The sequence below is a fragment of the Haloarcula sp. CGMCC 1.2071 genome (assembly GCF_037078445.1).
Classification (GTDB): Archaea; Halobacteriota; Halobacteria; order Halobacteriales; family Haloarculaceae; genus Haloarcula; species Haloarcula amylolytica.
Genome location: NZ_JAYMGY010000002.1, coordinates 212079 through 227161, shown reverse-complemented (window position 1 = coordinate 227161; position 15083 = coordinate 212079). Strand labels below are relative to the sequence as shown.

16 protein-coding genes are annotated in these 15083 nt (G+C 63.8%); 8 read left to right on the top strand and 8 right to left on the bottom strand.

What is annotated here, in order from left to right; translation table 11 throughout:
* Positions 1-61 precede the first annotated feature (61 nt).
* The 5 genes from VI234_RS05135 to VI234_RS05115 form a co-directional block, all read right to left on the bottom strand.
* Entirely contained in the window at positions 62-1111 is a 1050-nt protein-coding gene (locus VI234_RS05135; protein WP_336329630.1) for a two-component system sensor histidine kinase NtrB, read from the bottom strand.
* A gap of 275 nt (positions 1112-1386) precedes the next feature.
* Positions 1387-2322: a serine/threonine-protein kinase Rio1 gene (gene rio1 / locus VI234_RS05130; RefSeq protein ID WP_008307435.1), complete on the bottom strand. Its 936-nt coding sequence runs from the start codon at positions 2320-2322 to the stop codon at positions 1387-1389.
* 41 nt (positions 2323-2363) lie between these two features.
* Positions 2364-2651, bottom strand: a complete 288-nt coding sequence (gene eif1A / locus VI234_RS05125) for a translation initiation factor eIF-1A (RefSeq protein ID WP_004516096.1) — start codon at positions 2649-2651, stop codon at positions 2364-2366.
* A gap of 122 nt (positions 2652-2773) precedes the next feature.
* Positions 2774-2902, bottom strand: a complete 129-nt coding sequence (locus tag VI234_RS05120; protein WP_275039401.1) for a hypothetical protein — start codon at positions 2900-2902, stop codon at positions 2774-2776.
* Entirely contained in the window at positions 2895-4418 is a 1524-nt protein-coding gene (locus VI234_RS05115; protein ID WP_008307436.1) for an aldehyde dehydrogenase family protein, read from the bottom strand. The genes VI234_RS05120 and VI234_RS05115 overlap by 8 nt, the downstream gene beginning before the upstream one ends.
* A 189-nt stretch (positions 4419-4607) precedes the next feature.
* On the opposite strand from VI234_RS05115, the gene VI234_RS05110 reads away from it, so the two are divergent.
* Positions 4608-5324 carry a helix-turn-helix domain-containing protein gene (locus VI234_RS05110; RefSeq protein WP_008307437.1) on the top strand — a complete coding sequence of 239 codons (717 nt, stop codon included), beginning with the start codon at positions 4608-4610 and terminating at the stop codon, positions 5322-5324.
* A gap of 32 nt (positions 5325-5356) precedes the next feature.
* Here the strand turns inward: VI234_RS05110 and VI234_RS05105 are convergent, their stop codons facing one another.
* Complete coding sequence (locus tag VI234_RS05105) at positions 5357-6394, bottom strand: RNA-guided endonuclease InsQ/TnpB family protein (RefSeq protein ID WP_008307438.1); 1038 nt, start codon at positions 6392-6394, stop codon at positions 5357-5359.
* Between the two features lie 309 nt (positions 6395-6703).
* Here VI234_RS05105 and VI234_RS05100 point away from each other — a divergent pair, with 309 nt between their 5' ends.
* The gene (locus VI234_RS05100; protein WP_049942766.1) at positions 6704-7177 is read left to right on the top strand and encodes a hypothetical protein; all 474 of its coding nucleotides are present in this window, start codon (positions 6704-6706) and stop codon (positions 7175-7177) included.
* Here VI234_RS05100 and VI234_RS05095 read toward each other — a convergent pair.
* Both VI234_RS05095 and VI234_RS05090 read right to left on the bottom strand, forming a co-directional pair.
* Positions 7174-8010 carry a proline dehydrogenase family protein gene (locus tag VI234_RS05095; protein WP_008307440.1) on the bottom strand — a complete coding sequence of 279 codons (837 nt, stop codon included), beginning with the start codon at positions 8008-8010 and terminating at the stop codon, positions 7174-7176. The two genes, VI234_RS05100 and VI234_RS05095, sit on opposite strands and share 4 nt — an antisense overlap.
* 71 nt (positions 8011-8081) lie before the next feature.
* Positions 8082-9053 (bottom strand): proline racemase family protein, encoded by a 972-nt coding sequence (locus VI234_RS05090; protein WP_336329417.1) that lies wholly within the window; start codon positions 9051-9053, stop codon positions 8082-8084.
* A 140-nt stretch (positions 9054-9193) separates the two neighbouring features.
* Between VI234_RS05090 and VI234_RS05085 the strand changes: the two genes are divergently transcribed.
* The 6 genes from VI234_RS05085 to VI234_RS05060 all read left to right on the top strand — a co-directional run bounded on the left by VI234_RS05085 (position 9194) and on the right by VI234_RS05060 (position 15052).
* The gene (locus tag VI234_RS05085) at positions 9194-10489 is read left to right on the top strand and encodes an ABC transporter substrate-binding protein (RefSeq protein ID WP_336329416.1); all 1296 of its coding nucleotides are present in this window, start codon (positions 9194-9196) and stop codon (positions 10487-10489) included.
* Between the two features lie 30 nt (positions 10490-10519).
* Positions 10520-11437, top strand: coding sequence for a branched-chain amino acid ABC transporter permease (locus VI234_RS05080; protein WP_008307444.1), 918 nt, complete (start codon positions 10520-10522; stop codon positions 11435-11437).
* Positions 11434-12543, top strand: a complete 1110-nt coding sequence (locus tag VI234_RS05075) for a branched-chain amino acid ABC transporter permease (protein WP_336329415.1) — start codon at positions 11434-11436, stop codon at positions 12541-12543. Before VI234_RS05080 ends, VI234_RS05075 begins: the two co-directional genes overlap by 4 nt.
* Positions 12536-13348, top strand: a complete 813-nt coding sequence (locus tag VI234_RS05070) for an ABC transporter ATP-binding protein (RefSeq protein WP_336329414.1) — start codon at positions 12536-12538, stop codon at positions 13346-13348. The genes VI234_RS05075 and VI234_RS05070 overlap by 8 nt, the downstream gene beginning before the upstream one ends.
* Positions 13345-14067, top strand: a complete 723-nt coding sequence (locus tag VI234_RS05065; protein ID WP_008307449.1) for an ABC transporter ATP-binding protein — start codon at positions 13345-13347, stop codon at positions 14065-14067. The genes VI234_RS05070 and VI234_RS05065 overlap by 4 nt, the downstream gene beginning before the upstream one ends.
* A gap of 91 nt (positions 14068-14158) precedes the next feature.
* On the top strand, positions 14159-15052 hold the full coding sequence (locus VI234_RS05060) for a DMT family transporter (protein WP_336329413.1): 894 nt from the start codon (positions 14159-14161) through the stop codon (positions 15050-15052).
* Positions 15053-15083 lie beyond the last annotated feature (31 nt).

Here is a 15083-nt window from a genome sequence, read left to right as displayed (position 1 = left end):
AAAACTTCGGCAGTCGCGTGACTGTAAGATGCCGGGCGCCCGTCCGCCGGCAGAAGCCATTTCAGTCCAGGAACTCGACGCCGGTAATTTCGAACCGCGCGCCGCCCGTGTCGCTGTCGGTGACGAGGATGTCCCAGCCGTGTGCGCCCGCGATGGTCCGGACAATCGAGAGCCCGTAGCCGCTGCCGTCTTCGGCAGTCGTGAAGCCGTGGTCGAACACGTCGTCCTGATTGTCGGCCGGGATGCCGGGGCCGTCGTCCTCGACGTAGAAGCCGTGGTCCAGCGGGCCGACGCGGACGATAACAGCTCCGTCGCCGTGCCTGATACTGTTCTGAAAGAGGTTCTCGAACAGTTCGATGAGGCGGTCGGCGTCGGCGCTCACCGAGCCGACGTGGTCGTAGTGGAGCGTGGCTCGCTCGGTGGTTCCGCCGGCTCCTTCCCAGGCGGTGTCGACGACGTCCTTGACGTTCGTCGTTTCCGGATCGGTGACGACGTTGCCCTGCTTGGCGACAGAGAGCAGGTCATCGACGAGGCGGGCCATCCTGTCGCTCGTCTCTTCGAGCGCGTCGAGGTGTTCCTCGTCGCCCGTCTCGCGGGCCAGATGCACCCGTGAGGAGATGACGCTGAGTGGGCTCCGCAGGTCGTGGGCGAGGATATCCGTGAACTCCTTGAGCCGGTCGTTCTGGCGTTCGAGCATCTTGTCGTACTGGTGTTTCTCGGTCGTGTCCTGGCTGACTGCGACGAACCCTTCGGATTCCCCATCTTCGAGCGGTGAGAGCGAGAGTGTCGCCCAGAACACCGACCCGTCAGCCTGTCGGTGCCAGTGCTGTGTCTCGATGGGCTCGTCCACCGCCTCCGCCAGAAGTGATTCGACGGTCGTCTCCATCTCCTCGGGGTCGGCAAACAGCATGTCGACGTGGTGGCCGACCGCCGCGTCCCGGTCGTAGCCGTACAGCGTCGCTGCCGGGTCGGGCCAGGTCGTGATGGTGCCATCAGCGTCGAGCATGAACACCGCATGCGAGGACAGTCCCTCGATGAGGCGCTCAGACACCGAGGCGTCGCTGTTCGCGGTCTGCTGATCCGAACTGCTGTCTGATGGGGTGGTGTCCATCAGCCGCACCTGCTTGGAACAGGCCAGCGCCGACTCACACAGCATGGGTAGCACTGTGACAGGTCATCCATGTGTATATATACGCCCTCTAACATTTTACGTACCGTGGTTTTCACAGTCAAACCGGGTTGTGAGGAAGCGGGTAACAACGGCAGTGTGCTGCGGTTTGTCTGCCGGAACTCAGTGCCATGGGTGATAATGGCTACAATTCACATATCGCCGCTGCGATAAGATTCTACCCCCCAAAAAACATCACGCGAACAGAACGCTGGTGGTTACTCGTCGTCACGACGGTCGGCTGGCGTCCCCTGCGGGACGGCGTCGTCGTCGCTCCCCGGGGCGGTGTCGTCCTTGTCCTTCGGTGTCGCGTACTCCCGGACGTACGCGAGCAGGTCCTCGGGCGCAGCGTCGACGCCCTGTCTGGCGAAGAAGTTCGCGACGTTGCGGCAGTCCCGTTCGAGGAAATCGTCGGCGTTGGGGTGGTGGATGGTCACCGCCTGGCCCAGGTCGATGATGTACAGTTGGCCCTCGTGGAAGACGATGTTGTACTCCGAGAGGTCGCCGTGGACGAGGCCGGCGTCGTACAGCCGGCGGGTGTACTCCTTGACGACCTCGTAGGCCGTCTCTGGGTTCTCGATGTGGACCTCGCTGAGACGTTTGCTGCGGCCTTCTTCGGTTCCGAGGTACTCCATCACGAGGACGTTTCGCTCAACGGCGATGGGCTCCGGCGTGCGGACGCCCGCTCGTCGGGCGCGCTTGAGATTCGAGGACTCCTTGCGGACCCACGCGGTGACGACCTTCTTCTTGTCCGAGCCGATGCCCTCGAACCGGGGGTCGCCGTCGAGATAGCTCCGCATGTCCTTGAAATCGGAGGCGTTGATGCGGTACACTTTGACGGCGACCTCCTTGTCGCCAGAGAGTGCGGTGTAGACGTTGGCCTCTTTTCCGGTCGAGATTGGGCCACCGAAGGCGTCGATGTGGCCGTCCTGCACGAGCTTGTACAGCGCGCCGTAGGTGGCGTCGTCGAAGACGCTGGCCTCGACCTTGAACTGGTCGGCGTCCTTGATGCGCTCGCGGAACTCGCTGAACTCGCGGTCCCGCTTGCGGGCGATGCGGTCGGCTTCCGTGTCGGAGACGTCGACCTCTTCCCATTCGTCACCCGGTGAGTCAACGTCGTCCGTATCGAGCAGGCCGAACTGCCCCTCGGTCACGCTTTTGCCTCCGTCGAGCCCGCGGCCAGATACATGTCAGGCTACTCCTGGATGTGCCCCTCCTCGCGCAGTTGGTCGGCGTCCTGTTTCTCATAGCGCCATGTGATGTCGGCTTTCTCGTCTTGCCAGTCCCAGGGTTCGACGAGGACTACGTCGTCTTCGCGTATCCAGATCCGCTTTTGCATCTTGCCCGGAATCCGGGCTGTGCGCTCGACGCCGTCCATACAGCGTACCTTGACGCGGTTCGCGCCAAGCATGTCCATGACGACGGCGAACACCTCGTCCTCTTCCGGCATCCGCAGGTTCTTTCTGCTGTCGTTGTCGCTCATAGACGGTACTTCGACGGGGAGAGGTTTAAGGTTTGGAAAAGTTGGACCGAGAACCCGGTCCGTGGCCCCCGTGACGGTGTGGGACAGACGCTGGGGCCGTACGGAAAAGCGATGTCGTCGCGTCAGTCAGCGCCGAGACAGCCGACCCACGAGCAGTCGGTGCAACTCTCGATGCCGGTCGCCGTCGTCGTCTCCCCGCGACAGCGCGGGCAGACGGAGCCGACCTCCGGCGGCTGGACAGACTTACTCATCCGTGATGATGTCCGCCGACAGCCCCTGTGCCATCTCGATGTCCTTGGAGTTGTTCAGCGTCCAGGCGGTGCGCTCGGTGACGGCCTCGATGACCTCGCGGCCGCTCGGGAGGCCGTTGCCGGACTTCTTGACGCCGCCGAAGGGCAGGTGGACCTCCGCGCCGATACACGGGAGGTTGCCGTAGGCGAGGCCGATTTCGGCTTCGTCGCGGAACTGGTTGATCTGGCGGTAGTCCTCGGAGATGATGGCGCCGGCGAGGCCGTAGTCGACACTGTTGTGCATCTCCAGTGCGCGGTCGAAGTCACCGGAGTATTCCAGCAGCGCGACGTGGGGCCCGAACACTTCCTCGTTGATACAGCGCAGGTCCTCGTCGTAGTCGATCTCGTAGACGAACGGGCCGACCCAGTGGCCCTCCTCGTGACCCTCGGGAATCTCTTCGGCACCGAGGTCGGCGCGGTCGACGAGCACATTTGCGCCCTCCTCGCGGGCGAGGTCGTTGTAGCGTTTGAACTTCTCGACCTGGTCGTCCTCGATGAGCGGCCCCATGAAGGTGTCTTCCTCCAGCGGGTCGCCGACGGCGATGTCCGCGGCGATGTCGACGAACCGCTCCTTGAACTCGTCGTAGAGGTCCTCGTGGACGATGAGCCGCTCCGAGGAGACACAGCGCTGGCCGGTCGTCTTGAAGCTGGACATCACGGCCGAGTGGACGGCGATGTCGAGGTCGGCTTCCTCCGTGACGATGACGGCGTTCTTTCCGCCCATCTCGCAAGCGGCGATCTTGCCGGGTTCGCCGCCGACCTTGGAGGCGATCTTGTGGCCGACTTCCGCGCTCCCGGTAAAGAGGACCGTCTCGACGCGGTCGTCCTCGACGATGGCGTTGCCGGCGTCGCCGTAGCCCTGCACGAGGTTGAACACGCCGTCCGGGATGCCCGAGTCCTCGAACATCTCGGCGATGATGTGGGCACACCACGGCGTCTGCTCGGCGGGCTTCCAGACGACGGTGTTGCCCTCGACCAGCGTCACTGCGAGGTGCCAGAACGGGATGGCGACCGGGAAGTTCCACGGGGTGATACAGCCGACGACGCCCTTCGGCTTACGCCGCATGTAGGCGTCTTTGCTGGCGATTTCGGACGGTACCACGTCGCCGTGTGGATGGCGGGCGTTGCCGGCGGCCCACTCGACCATGTGCCAGGACTCGGTCACGTCGGCCAGCCCTTCGCTGATCTCCTTGCCACACTCCATGGTGACGATTTCGCCGAGTTCCTCGTGGCGGTCACGCAGCTCGTGGTAGATGTCCCAGAGGTACTCCGCGCGGTCGATGTGCGAGAGCGAGCGCCACTCGTCGTACGCGTCCTCTGCCGCGGCTAGCGCGCGGTCGACGTCGTCTTCGGTCCCGCGGTGGAACGAGGCGAGCGCCTCGCCCGTGGCCGGGTTCTGACTTGTGAACGTTTCGTCGCCGGTGCCTGTCGTCCATTCACCGTCGATGTAGTGTCGCCGTGAGTCGTCTGTACTCATGGTAGGTACTGTACGCGTCCCCCACCAATATGTTCCACCGTCCATGGTCAGGGGGCCGGTCGTAGCCTGATATGCCATTTACAATCCGGCATTATCTCCCATGGTCGGTGTTCCCCTTATGAACCGCACCTTTATCTGCGTCCATATCGTGACTGTCTTTAGCACCCCTTCATACGGAGGGCGCCCAGTATGAGTGAAGCACAATCAGAACACGGGGGACTCCAGCTCACCCTGAGCATCTGGCATCCTGACTGCTGGACCCTCGAAGTCACCGATCAGACCGCGGCGGGCCTGTTGGCTCACGGCGTGTACAACACGCAGAACGGCAGCGTGAAGGGCCTGTTTACGGCGTACGCAGACAGTATTAACGACGTCGAGGACCTCATCGACGCGACCCGTGATTCGTCGTTGACCGACTCCGTGCTGGAGTTACGCGAGCGCCACGGCGCGACTGGCACGGGCTCGTCGCCGGGGAACACGACCCGCGAGCTGTTCGTCGAGTACGACCCGGACAACACCATCAGCGACAGCCTCCTCTCGCGGGGGTTCATCCACAACGACCCGGTTCGGGTCCGTCACGGTCGCGAACACTGGCCGGTGTTTTTCCCGGACTCCCGCGACGAGGCCGAGTCGCTCCTCGACGAAATCCGCGAGGAACAGTCGGCCGATATCGAAGTGACTCGAATCACGTCCGCCGGCGGCGGCAATCCGCAGCAACTCCGGCGGATGGACCGGCTCTCGGACAGCCAGCGCGAGGCGTTCGAACTCGCCAGACAGGAGGACTACTACGCGTGGCCGCGGGGCATCTCGACGCGCGAACTCGCGTCGAAACTCGGCGTTTCGAAGACGACGCTGCTCGAACACCTCCGGAAAGCAGAAGCGAAACTGCTCGACCCGGACCAGTAGCCACAGCGAGAGTGGCGTGAATCGCCTCGGGGTCAAGCCCCGAGGCTTCCCGTTTCCACGACGCGCTTTGCAGACACACGCTGAAAGTCAGGTGTGTCCGTAGGGAGCGCAGTCTCCACGGGCGTCTCTTCGGGCCATCCCAGCCCTAGTTCAGAAAAGCCTCTCTGCAAGACGTTCATCGCCGCGTTCGCGTCCCTGTCCGTCTCGAATCCGCACGACGGACAGGAGTGCTCACGCACCCAGATGGACTTCGCTGTCTCCACACCACACGACGCACATTCTTTGGTGGTGCCTCGCGCTTCGACCTGCACGACGTGACAACCGTACAGGTCGGCCTTGTAATCAAGGAGAGTGATGAACTGTCGCCACGCCGCGTCCTGCTTGTTGCGAGCGTTGTGCGACTGTTCCAACATTCCCTTCACGTCCAAATCCTCGACAAACACCGCGTCGTACTCACGGACGAGCCACGTCGTAATCTTGTGCTGGTAGTCCAGCACCTTCTGCCGAATGTGACGCTTGACCTTCGCCACTTCCCGACGCTGTTTCTCGTAGTTGTTCGACCCTTTCTGCTTCCGTGAGAGCTTGCGTTGCTCGCGGCGGAGTCGCTCGTACTCGTCTTCGAGGTCGAGCCAATCCACCGTCTTGCCGTCGCTGGTGTGGACGTAGTTGAAGATTCCGAGGTCGATACCCACGCTGTTGCTTGAATCTAACTCGTCCAGCGCGGGTTTCTCGGGCAGGGCAGCGTCGTCGGTTTCGAGGCCGAAGGAGACGAACCAGTCACCGGTCGTCTCTTTTTTGACCGTGACTTCTTTGATGTCCGCTTCGTCAGGGATTTTGCGGTGGTAGCGGATTTTGATGTCTCCGATTTTGGAGAGCCAGAGTATCGCGTGTCGGCCACTCGTGTTTTTGAGTTCGAAGCCGGACTGCGAATACGTCATACTCTGGAACTCCCGAGGTGACTTCCACTTGAGCTTCCCCACCTTGTTCCCGTTCTGTTTCTGCTCGGAGAGGCCGTCGAGGTTCTGGTAGAACCGTGTGACGGTTCGTTGCAGAGCCTTCGAGTTGACCATGGTGGACTGGGAACTGTGCTCCTTCACATCAACCAGATGGATGGCTCAAATACGTTCTTGAATGTCCTGAAACCGTTTACCATCGGAGCCGCTACTGCCACGTGTGCCATGGGGATAACACGCCGTCATTTCGTGCAGGCTCTCACCACCATCGGGGCGGGGCTTTCCACAGCTGGTTGTTTCGCTTTCGACGGGGCTGACTCAACTGAGACGCCGGCAGCCACAGCGACGCCGACGCCGGCCACTGGATGGGCGATCCAGATTCCGGAAACGCCCCCGAACGTGTCCTGCTCGGCCGCTTCGAGACCGATGGCTGAGCCAGTCGACCGGAAGGGGGCGCTTGCTCCCCGTGGGTATCCCGGGCGGCCGCCATCGGAGCCGGCAGGCGAGGGTGCGGTGGAGTACGCCACTGCGTTCGAACTGGCCTACCGGCAGAACGCCGAGATGCTAGCGAACAGGGACATGACGACTGACGGCCAGTCCGACAGCTACCTGACCCAGTTCGACATCTCTGTCCAGGATTTCTGGGTCGCCTCGGGGCCCGCTAATTCGGCCGTCGTCCGACTGCAGTACGTCGGTTCCGGGACGATTCACCCCGGTACGAACTTCGACTATATAACCCAGTACGTCACGTACTATATCAGTTCGACGCGAGTTGTCCGGGCCAGAACGACGCGAAACGATTTCGATGGGGCCGACGCGCTGGACCCCGACCCCTGGGAGAACGGGAACCCGGTTGCCTGTTTCGAGGGGGAGGGCCGTACACCGTCGAAGTTACTCTAGCTCAGCACGGCCCGGACAGCGAACAGCGCGTTCTCCTTGCGCTCGCGGACGCGCCGGTAGAAGTAGGAGAACCACTTGTCGCCGTAGGGGATGTACTGCCACATCGGGACGCCCTCCGCGGCGAGGTCACGCTGGGCGTCGTCGCGGACGCCCATCAGCATCTGCACCTCGTAGTCAGTGCCGTACTCGTCGTGGAGGTCCTTCGCGTAGTCTATCATCGCCGGATCGTGGCTGCCGACGCCGATGCCGCCATCGAACTCCTCGAACATCAGTTCGAGACAGTCGCGGTAGGCTTCGTTGACGCGCTCTTTTTTCTTGTAGGAAACACTCTCCGGCTCGGAGTAGGCCCCCTTGACCAGCCGGACCTTCCCGGGAAGAGGCGCGAGCCGTTCGAGGTCCTCGGGCGTCCGCTTGAGGTTCGCTTGCGTACAGACGCCGACGCCGCCCTCGTGGTCCGTGACGAGTCGCTCGTACGCGTCGAGGGTCACGTCGGTCGTCGTGTAGTCCTCCATGTCGACCCAGACGAAGACGCCGTGGTCGTCGCCCGCCGCAACGATCCGTTCGAGGTTCTCGACGAACACGTCGTCGCCAACGTCGAGGCCGATCTGCGAGGGCTTGACCGAGATAGCGCAGTCGAGGCCGCTCCTGTCAATTTCTTTGACTAACTCGATGTACTGGTCTGCGTCCTCGTCGGCGGGCTGGCGCTCGTCGTAGTGTTCGCCTAACAGATTTAGGATGCCCTTGACGCCGTCGTCGTTGAGCGAAGCGACGTGGTCGAGCGCCCCCGGGGCTGTCTCCCCGGCGACGAAGTTGTTCGCTATCGGCGGAATCATTATCGAAACTACGCCACTATATAGGCCTAAACGCACCCCCTACCAAAAAAATCTCTTCTCAAGACCTGAAATTAAGTGAGTGTGAAACTGCCGAGCGTATCGTCGTCGTCCCGGTAAAACGTGTGCTCGCCCGTGATATGCGCTGTACCCGAAACGACCGGGCTGGTCACGGTGACACCGCCGTCGACGTTTGTCTCGCTGATATACCCCTCGAACGCCGACCCCACCGGGCCGGTCACTTCGACACGCTCGCCAACAGCGAGGTCACCGTCGACGTGGTGAAGCGTCAACCGCGCACACGTCCCCGTCCCACAGGGAGAGCGGTCGATAGACCCGTCGGCGAACACCACACAGCTCCGGCTGCTGTCGCCTCCGGCGGTGAGTTCGACTGCCGAGACGGTCACTGACGAACCGGTGACCGGGTCTTCGGGTGCGACGTCGTTGACTGCTCGGCGGAGTGCCAGTGCGGGCTCGATACACTGCGTGGCATCCTCGCCGTCGAGCGTGACACCCAGGCTCTCAGCGTCGACGACGGCGAAGTAGTTCCCGGAATAGACGATACGAGCCTCGACCGGGACACCGTCCTGTTCGACGGAGACCGTCTCACAGACGTAACTGTCGACGTTCTCGAACGCGACGCGGCGGACGACGCCGTCAGCTATCTCGACCGTCACGTCGACCAGCCCGGCCGGGGTTTCGACGGTCAGTTCCCGCGTTTCGGGGAGTTCACCCCGTTCGACGAGTGCGGTCACGACCCCGATGAGGCCGTGGCCACACATGTCCAGATAGCCGTCAGTGTCCATGAAGAAGACCCCGAGGTCGGCCCGGTCGGTGGGCACCGGGACCGCCCCGAACATATCCGCGTGTCCACGGGGCTCCTGCATGAGGAGTTTTCGGACGCCGTCTGCTGTGGCTGCGAACCGGTCGCGTCTCTCCCGGACGGTCTCTCCGGCGAGTGTGTCGGCCTCGATGCCGTCGAGTACGATGCGCGTCGGCTCTCCGCCCGTATGCGTATCTACCGTGATAAACTCCGTTCGTTCCATAGCCGTAGCGATACTCTATGCGGGAAAGGCGTTCCAGAAGTATTAATTGACGGCTTTCCGTACGCCGTCCAGAACAGGGTGCCTACCATGGACGGTGACAGGGTTATACAGGGACTTACGAAAAAGGATATCAGTATACCATGAACGACCATGACAAGCGCTCGATCGACAGGCGAAGCGTAATCAAAGCGGCTGCCAGTGCCGGACTCGTCGGCCTCGCCGGTTGTTCCGGCGGTGCTCCCGAGGACGGTGATGGAGGTGACGGCGACGGTGGTGACGGTGCATCGACGGACACCTCGACGGACTCCGGGTCCGAAACCTACACCATCGGGATGGTCGACAGCCTCTCCGGGTCGCTGTCCGCGTTCGGGCAGCGGAACCAGCGCGGGAAGGAAATCGCACTCGACGACGTCAACTCGGTCGGCGTCAACGGCGGCGAACTGGCAATCTCACAGCAAGACGACCAGAGCACGAGTCAGGGTGGCGTCAGTGCGGCCCAGACCCTGGTCAACCAGGAAGAGGTCCCCCTGCTCATCGGGACCGTCGGGAGCGGTGTCAGCACGGCCATCCACGAGAGCGTCGTCCAGAACACGGACGTCGTCCAGATCAGTCAGAACAGCACCAGCCCGAACCTGACGAACTTCCCGGACCTGCTCCGGATGCCGCCGGCCGGCAAGGCACAGGCGGAGGCAATTTCGTCGCTCCTCGACGAGGACGACAACGAGTCCGCCGCGCTGGCCTGGATTAACAACGATTACGGGCAGTCTGTCGGCGAGGCCTTCGTCGATGCCTTCGACGGGGAGATCGTCTACAACGAACCCCACGACCAGGGGCAGTCCTCCTACAGCAGTACCATCTCCTCGATGGCTGACACCGACGCCGACGCGTGGGTGTTCATCACCTACCAGCCGGAGTTCGCGACGATGTCTCAGGAGGCGTTCGACCTGGGCGTCACCGACCAGGCCGCCTGGTACGGCGGCGACAGCGTCAAAGGGCCGAAGGTCCTCGAATCCGCTCCCGAGGGAAGTCTCAATGGAATGAAAGCAGTGGTTCCGAGCGTCCCACAGGACGCCGAGAACTACCAGGGGTTCGTCTCGGAGTTCGAAGAGCGCTTCGGCGAGGAACCAACGTCGTGGTCGGCGTACGCCTACGACGCGGTGGTCGTCAGCGCACTCGCTATCGAAGCCGCCGACGAGTTCACGGGCGCGGCACTCAGTGAAGTCGTCCGGGACGTGACCCGTCCCGAGGGCGAGGAGGCGACCACGTACGCGGACGCGCACGAGATTCTGGCGAACGGCGGCTCGCCGTCGGACGTGGACTACACCGGCGTGAGCGGCCCGATCGACCTCGACGAGAACGGCGACCCTGTCGGGTTGCTACAGGTGTTCGAGGTCGTTGACCACGCGTACGAATCCGCCGGCTTCATCGAGGGCTAAGGCGGCCACGACTCTTTCCCATTTTCACCAATGGCGCAGATATTACAGTACCTGGCAAACGGGCTCGTTTTCAGTAGTATCATCATCCTCGGGAGTATCGGGCTCTCGCTGGTCTACAGCATCGCCGACTTCGCGAACTTCGCACACGGCGATACGATGACGCTGGGTGCCTACGGGGCACTCGTCGCGTTCGGCGTGTTCGGCGGTCTCGGCGGCACCGTTCTCGGTCTCCCGATCGGGTTCTTCATCGCCCTGGCAGTCGGAATGGCGCTAGCGGCCGTCGTCGCTGTCCTCACCCATATTCTCGTGTACAAGCCCCTCGATACGGATTCGATTGGGTTGCTCATCACGAGCATCGGCGTGGCGTTCGTCTACCGCGCAGTGCTACAGGCGTCTTTCGGGACGGACTTCCTGCAGTACGATATCCGCCGCAGCGGGCCGATTCCGGTGTTGCTGGACACGCTCGACGTCGCAGTGACACAGCGCGACGTCGCAATCATCGTCAGCGCGGCGGTACTCGTCGTCGCTCTGCACCTCTTGCTCCAGCGGACGACGCTGGGCCGGAAGATGCGTGCGACGGCCGACAACCCCGACCTCGCACGCGTGAGCGGCATTCGAACCGACCGCGTCATCCTCGTCATGTGGGTCGTCGGCAGCGCCCTGGCTGCCGCCGGTGGCGTCTTCCTCGCGCTGTACAGCCAGCTCGACCCGCGCATCGGCTTCAACATCCTGCTGGTCGTGTTCGCCGCGGTCATCCTCGGCGGCATCGGCTCGGTGTACGGTGCGATGCTCGGCGGGCTGCTCATCGGGATGCTCCACGAACTGACGCCGCTGCTCGGTGATATCGGCCTCCCGATCAGCAACGCCTACGCGCCGGCTGTCGCGTTCGTCATCATGGTCGCAGTCCTGCTTGTCAGGCCCCGCGGCATCGCGGGTGATATGACATGAGCACGCTCGATGTCGGTGGGTATTCGCCCCGGGAGAAAGGCGTCGCGGGGCTGCTCGGCGCGCTCGCCGCGCTCTTGCTCCTTGCGGTCATCACCGGCTTCCTCGCCCCGGCGTACCTGCTGTATCTCGTCGGGCTGTCGGCGATGTATATGCTCCTCTCGATGGGGCTGAACGTCCAGTGGGGGTACGGTGGCATGATCAACTTCAGCGTCGCGGCCTTCTTCGGCCTCGGCGCGTACGGGACCGCGTTGCTGACGGCGTCCGGCTCGCCGATATCCGGCGGTGTCAGCCCCATTGTCGCGCTGTTCGGCGGTCTCGGTCTCGCCGCGGTGCTCGCAGTCATCATCGGCTATCCGACGCTGAAACTCCGCGACGACTACCTCGCAATCGCGTCGCTGGGGCTCGCGGAGGTCGTCCGTATCTTCATCCTCAACGAATCCCAGTGGACGGCGGGCAGCGCCGGGCTGACCGGCATCCCGCTGTTCTTCTCTGACTGGCCCGTGCTCGGTGACCTGACGTACCCCTACATCTTCTACGTGGGCGGGACGCCGCTGTTCTACATGAGCCAGTCGGTCGTCACCAGCGCGCTGAACGTCGTGCTGGTCACGGTGATCGTCGCGGCCGTCTACCTGTTCCTCCGGCGCATCCACCAGTCGCCGTGGGGCCGCGTCCTGCGAACCATCCGGACCGACGAGGACCTCGCGGAGACGCTGGGCAAGAACACGTTCGCGTTCAAGATGCAGGCCTTCGTTATCGGGAGCCTCATCATGGCGCTCGCGGGCGTGTTCTACTCCCACCTCGTGTTGTTCGTCAGCCCGCAGGACCTCCAGCCGATCACGACGTTCTACGTCTGGGTCGCCGTCATCCTCGGCGGCACCGGCAGCGACCGCGGTGCGATGCTGGGCGGGTTCACTATCGTCGCTATCCAGCAGGGGACCCGATTCATGACCGACACCGGCGCGCTGCCCATCGGCGCGGCACCGCTCCGGCTCATGCTGGTCGGCCTGCTCATCATCTTTATCGTCAGGCTCCGCCCGGAGGGGATTCTCCCGCCGGAGCGCGAACTCATCTGGCCCGACTCGCTGGGCGGTGGTCGCAATGAGTGAGCAGTCACTCGTCTCCGACGGCCCGATTCTCGGGAAGGAGGACCCCGTCCTCCGTGCCGAGGGCCTGGAGAAACGCTTCGGCGGCCTCGTGGCGACGGACGACGCGTCCATCGAGGTCGAACGCGGCACCATAACGGGCCTCATCGGTCCGAACGGTGCCGGCAAATCGACGCTGTTCAACCTCGTGTCGGGCTTCTACGAGCCCGATGCGGGCTCCGTCGCAGTCAACGGTGTCGACGTGACCGGCCAGAAGCCTCACCAGATCGCCGATCAGGGGATGATCCGGACGTTCCAGACGCCGCGCAAACCGGAGGGGATGACCGTCCGGGAGGCGCTGCTGGTGGGACCGCACAACCAGACCGGGGAGTCGATTATTCCGCTGTTCACCTCGCCTGACACCGTCGAACAGGAGGAACGGCGCTCGCTGGAACAGGCCCAACAGATGCTCGAACGGTTCGAGATCGGTGACCTGGCCACCCAGCCCGCGACGGACCTCTCGGGCGGGCAGATGAAACTGGTCGAACTGGCCCGCGGGATGATGGCCGAACCCGACCTGCTCCTGCTCGACGAGCCCGTCGCCGGCGTCAACCCCGTGCTGGCCGACAAACTGGCCGGGTTCATCGAGGAACTCAACGAGGAGGGGATCACCTTCCTCATCATCGAACACGACATGAACTTCATCATGCGGCTGGCCGACCCGATTATCGTCCTCAATCAGGGGAGTGTCCTTGTCGAGGGGCCGCCCGAGGCGGTCCGGAGCGACGAGCGCGTCATCGACGCCTATCTGGGAGGGCCGTCGGAATGACCGACCCGATCCTCACTGTCGACGGCGTCGACAGCGGCTACGGCGAGGTCCAGGTGCTCGACGACCTCTCGCTGACGCTCGGCGAGGGGGAGATTGCCTGCCTCGTCGGCCCGAACGGAGCCGGCAAGTCCACCGTCCTCAAGACGGTGTTCGGGATGCTGGAGCCCTGGACTGGCTCGGTCCGTCTCGGCGACCGCGAAATCGGCGGGATGGCTCCGGAAGACATCGTCCGCATCGGCGTCGGCTACGTCCCACAGACCGAGAACGTGTTCGGCTCGCTGACCATCGACGAGAACCTCCGGATGGGCGGGGTCGCCCGCGACGGCGGCCTCGACGAGGTCGTGGCCGAACTGTACGACCGGTTCCCCATCCTCGACGACAAGCGCACCGCGAACGCGAAGACGCTCTCGGGCGGCCAGCGGCAGGTGTTGGCTTTCGCCCGTGCGCTCGTGATGGAACCCGACGTGTTGCTCATCGACGAGCCAAGCGCCGGGCTGGCACCGAACACCGCCAAGGAGGTGTTCGACGACGTGGAGACGGTCAACGAACTGGGCACGTCTATTCTGATGGTCGAACAGAACGCTCGGGAGGGGCTGGGCATCTCCGACCGCGGGTTCGTCCTCGATCAGGGGACGGTCAAGTTCGAGGGCGAGGCGGACTCGCTGCTCGATGACCCCGAAGTCTCCCGGCTGTATCTCGGCGGCGAATCGCGCCGCTGATACCACCACCGTTCCAGTTTCGAACCAACGACACACTACCTATGCATCTGATGCCATCTCTCTCCTGTCGCCCAGTTGCGACTGGCCGAATATGATGAGCCGGCTGGACCGAACGATTGGCGTGCTTGCGCCGCTTCTGGCCGCGGTCCTCTGGGGCGGCATGTACGTCGTCAGCAAGTGGGGGTTCGGGGCGATTCCGCCCGTCACGCTGGGGTTTCTCCGCGTCGCTATCGGGGCAGTACTACTGGTCGCCGTCGTCAAATCCACGGTGGCCACTCGCTCGCCGACCCGAGCCGACTGGCGTGGGTTCGTCGGTCTCGGCGCGCTGGTGACCGCGACCATCGTCACGCAGTTCGTCGGGACCGACCTGACGACCGCCAGCCAGGGGTCGCTTCTCACCGTCGCAACGCCGGTCGCCGCACTCTTGCTGGCCGCCGTCGTCGTCGACGAGCGACTCACCCGTGCGAAAGCCATCGGTGTCGGCCTCGCAATCGCGGGCACGGTGCTCGTCGTCGTGGACAGCGGTCTCGACGGAACGCTCGACCCGGCGGGCGTCCTCGCGCTGCTCGGTGCTGGCGTCGCGTGGGCCGCCTACACCGTCTGGGGCAAACCGCTCGTGGCGCGGTTCTCGGCCCTGGAGACCGCTACCTACGCCACCGTCACGGCGACGCCGATGCTCGCGGTCCTGTCGGCCGGCGAACTGTGGCTACTTGGCCGCCCGATCAGTTCGCTGCCGACGGACCCGGCAGTACTCGGCGCGGTCGCATATCTCGGCGTGTTCGCCACCGCGGCGGCGTGGTACCTCCGGTACAAGGGGCTGGAATACGTCGATGCCGGCACCGTCTCGGTGCTGTTTGTCGCCCAGCCACTGGTCGGGACCGCGCTCGGCGCGGCCCTGCTCGGCGAGCGGGTCGGCCCATGGTTTCTGGTCGGGGGCAGTCTATTGCTCGCCGCCGTCGTGGTCGTCGGCCGGGCGCGGGCGTAGTGGCGGAGGACAACACAGAAAAGCCCCCCTC

Bases quoted from the DNA above. Each gene is read 5' to 3' on its own strand.
- VI234_RS05120 (WP_275039401.1), bottom strand. From the start codon at position 2,902: ATGAGTAAGTCTGTCCAGCCGCCGGAGGTCGGCTCCGTCTGCCCGCGC.
- VI234_RS05105 (WP_008307438.1), bottom strand. From the start codon at position 6,394: ATGGTCAACTCGAAGGCTCTGCAACGAACCGTCACACGGTTCTACCAG.
- VI234_RS05065 (WP_008307449.1), top strand. From the start codon at position 13,345: ATGACCGACCCGATCCTCACTGTCGACGGCGTCGACAGCGGCTACGGC.
- VI234_RS05090 (WP_336329417.1), bottom strand. From the start codon at position 9,053: ATGGAACGAACGGAGTTTATCACGGTAGATACGCATACGGGCGGAGAG.
- VI234_RS05075 (WP_336329415.1), top strand. From the start codon at position 11,434: ATGAGCACGCTCGATGTCGGTGGGTATTCGCCCCGGGAGAAAGGCGTC.
- VI234_RS05110 (WP_008307437.1), top strand. From the start codon at position 4,608: ATGAGTGAAGCACAATCAGAACACGGGGGACTCCAGCTCACCCTGAGC.
- VI234_RS05095 (WP_008307440.1), bottom strand. From the start codon at position 8,010: ATGATTCCGCCGATAGCGAACAACTTCGTCGCCGGGGAGACAGCCCCG.
- VI234_RS05115 (WP_008307436.1), bottom strand. From the start codon at position 4,418: ATGAGTACAGACGACTCACGGCGACACTACATCGACGGTGAATGGACG.
- VI234_RS05080 (WP_008307444.1), top strand. From the start codon at position 10,520: ATGGCGCAGATATTACAGTACCTGGCAAACGGGCTCGTTTTCAGTAGT.
- VI234_RS05060 (WP_336329413.1), top strand. From the start codon at position 14,159: ATGATGAGCCGGCTGGACCGAACGATTGGCGTGCTTGCGCCGCTTCTG.
- VI234_RS05085 (WP_336329416.1), top strand. From the start codon at position 9,194: ATGAACGACCATGACAAGCGCTCGATCGACAGGCGAAGCGTAATCAAA.
- eif1A (WP_004516096.1), bottom strand. From the start codon at position 2,651: ATGAGCGACAACGACAGCAGAAAGAACCTGCGGATGCCGGAAGAGGAC.
- VI234_RS05070 (WP_336329414.1), top strand. From the start codon at position 12,536: ATGAGTGAGCAGTCACTCGTCTCCGACGGCCCGATTCTCGGGAAGGAG.
- VI234_RS05135 (WP_336329630.1), bottom strand. From the start codon at position 1,111: ATGGACACCACCCCATCAGACAGCAGTTCGGATCAGCAGACCGCGAAC.
- VI234_RS05100 (WP_049942766.1), top strand. From the start codon at position 6,704: ATGGCTGAGCCAGTCGACCGGAAGGGGGCGCTTGCTCCCCGTGGGTAT.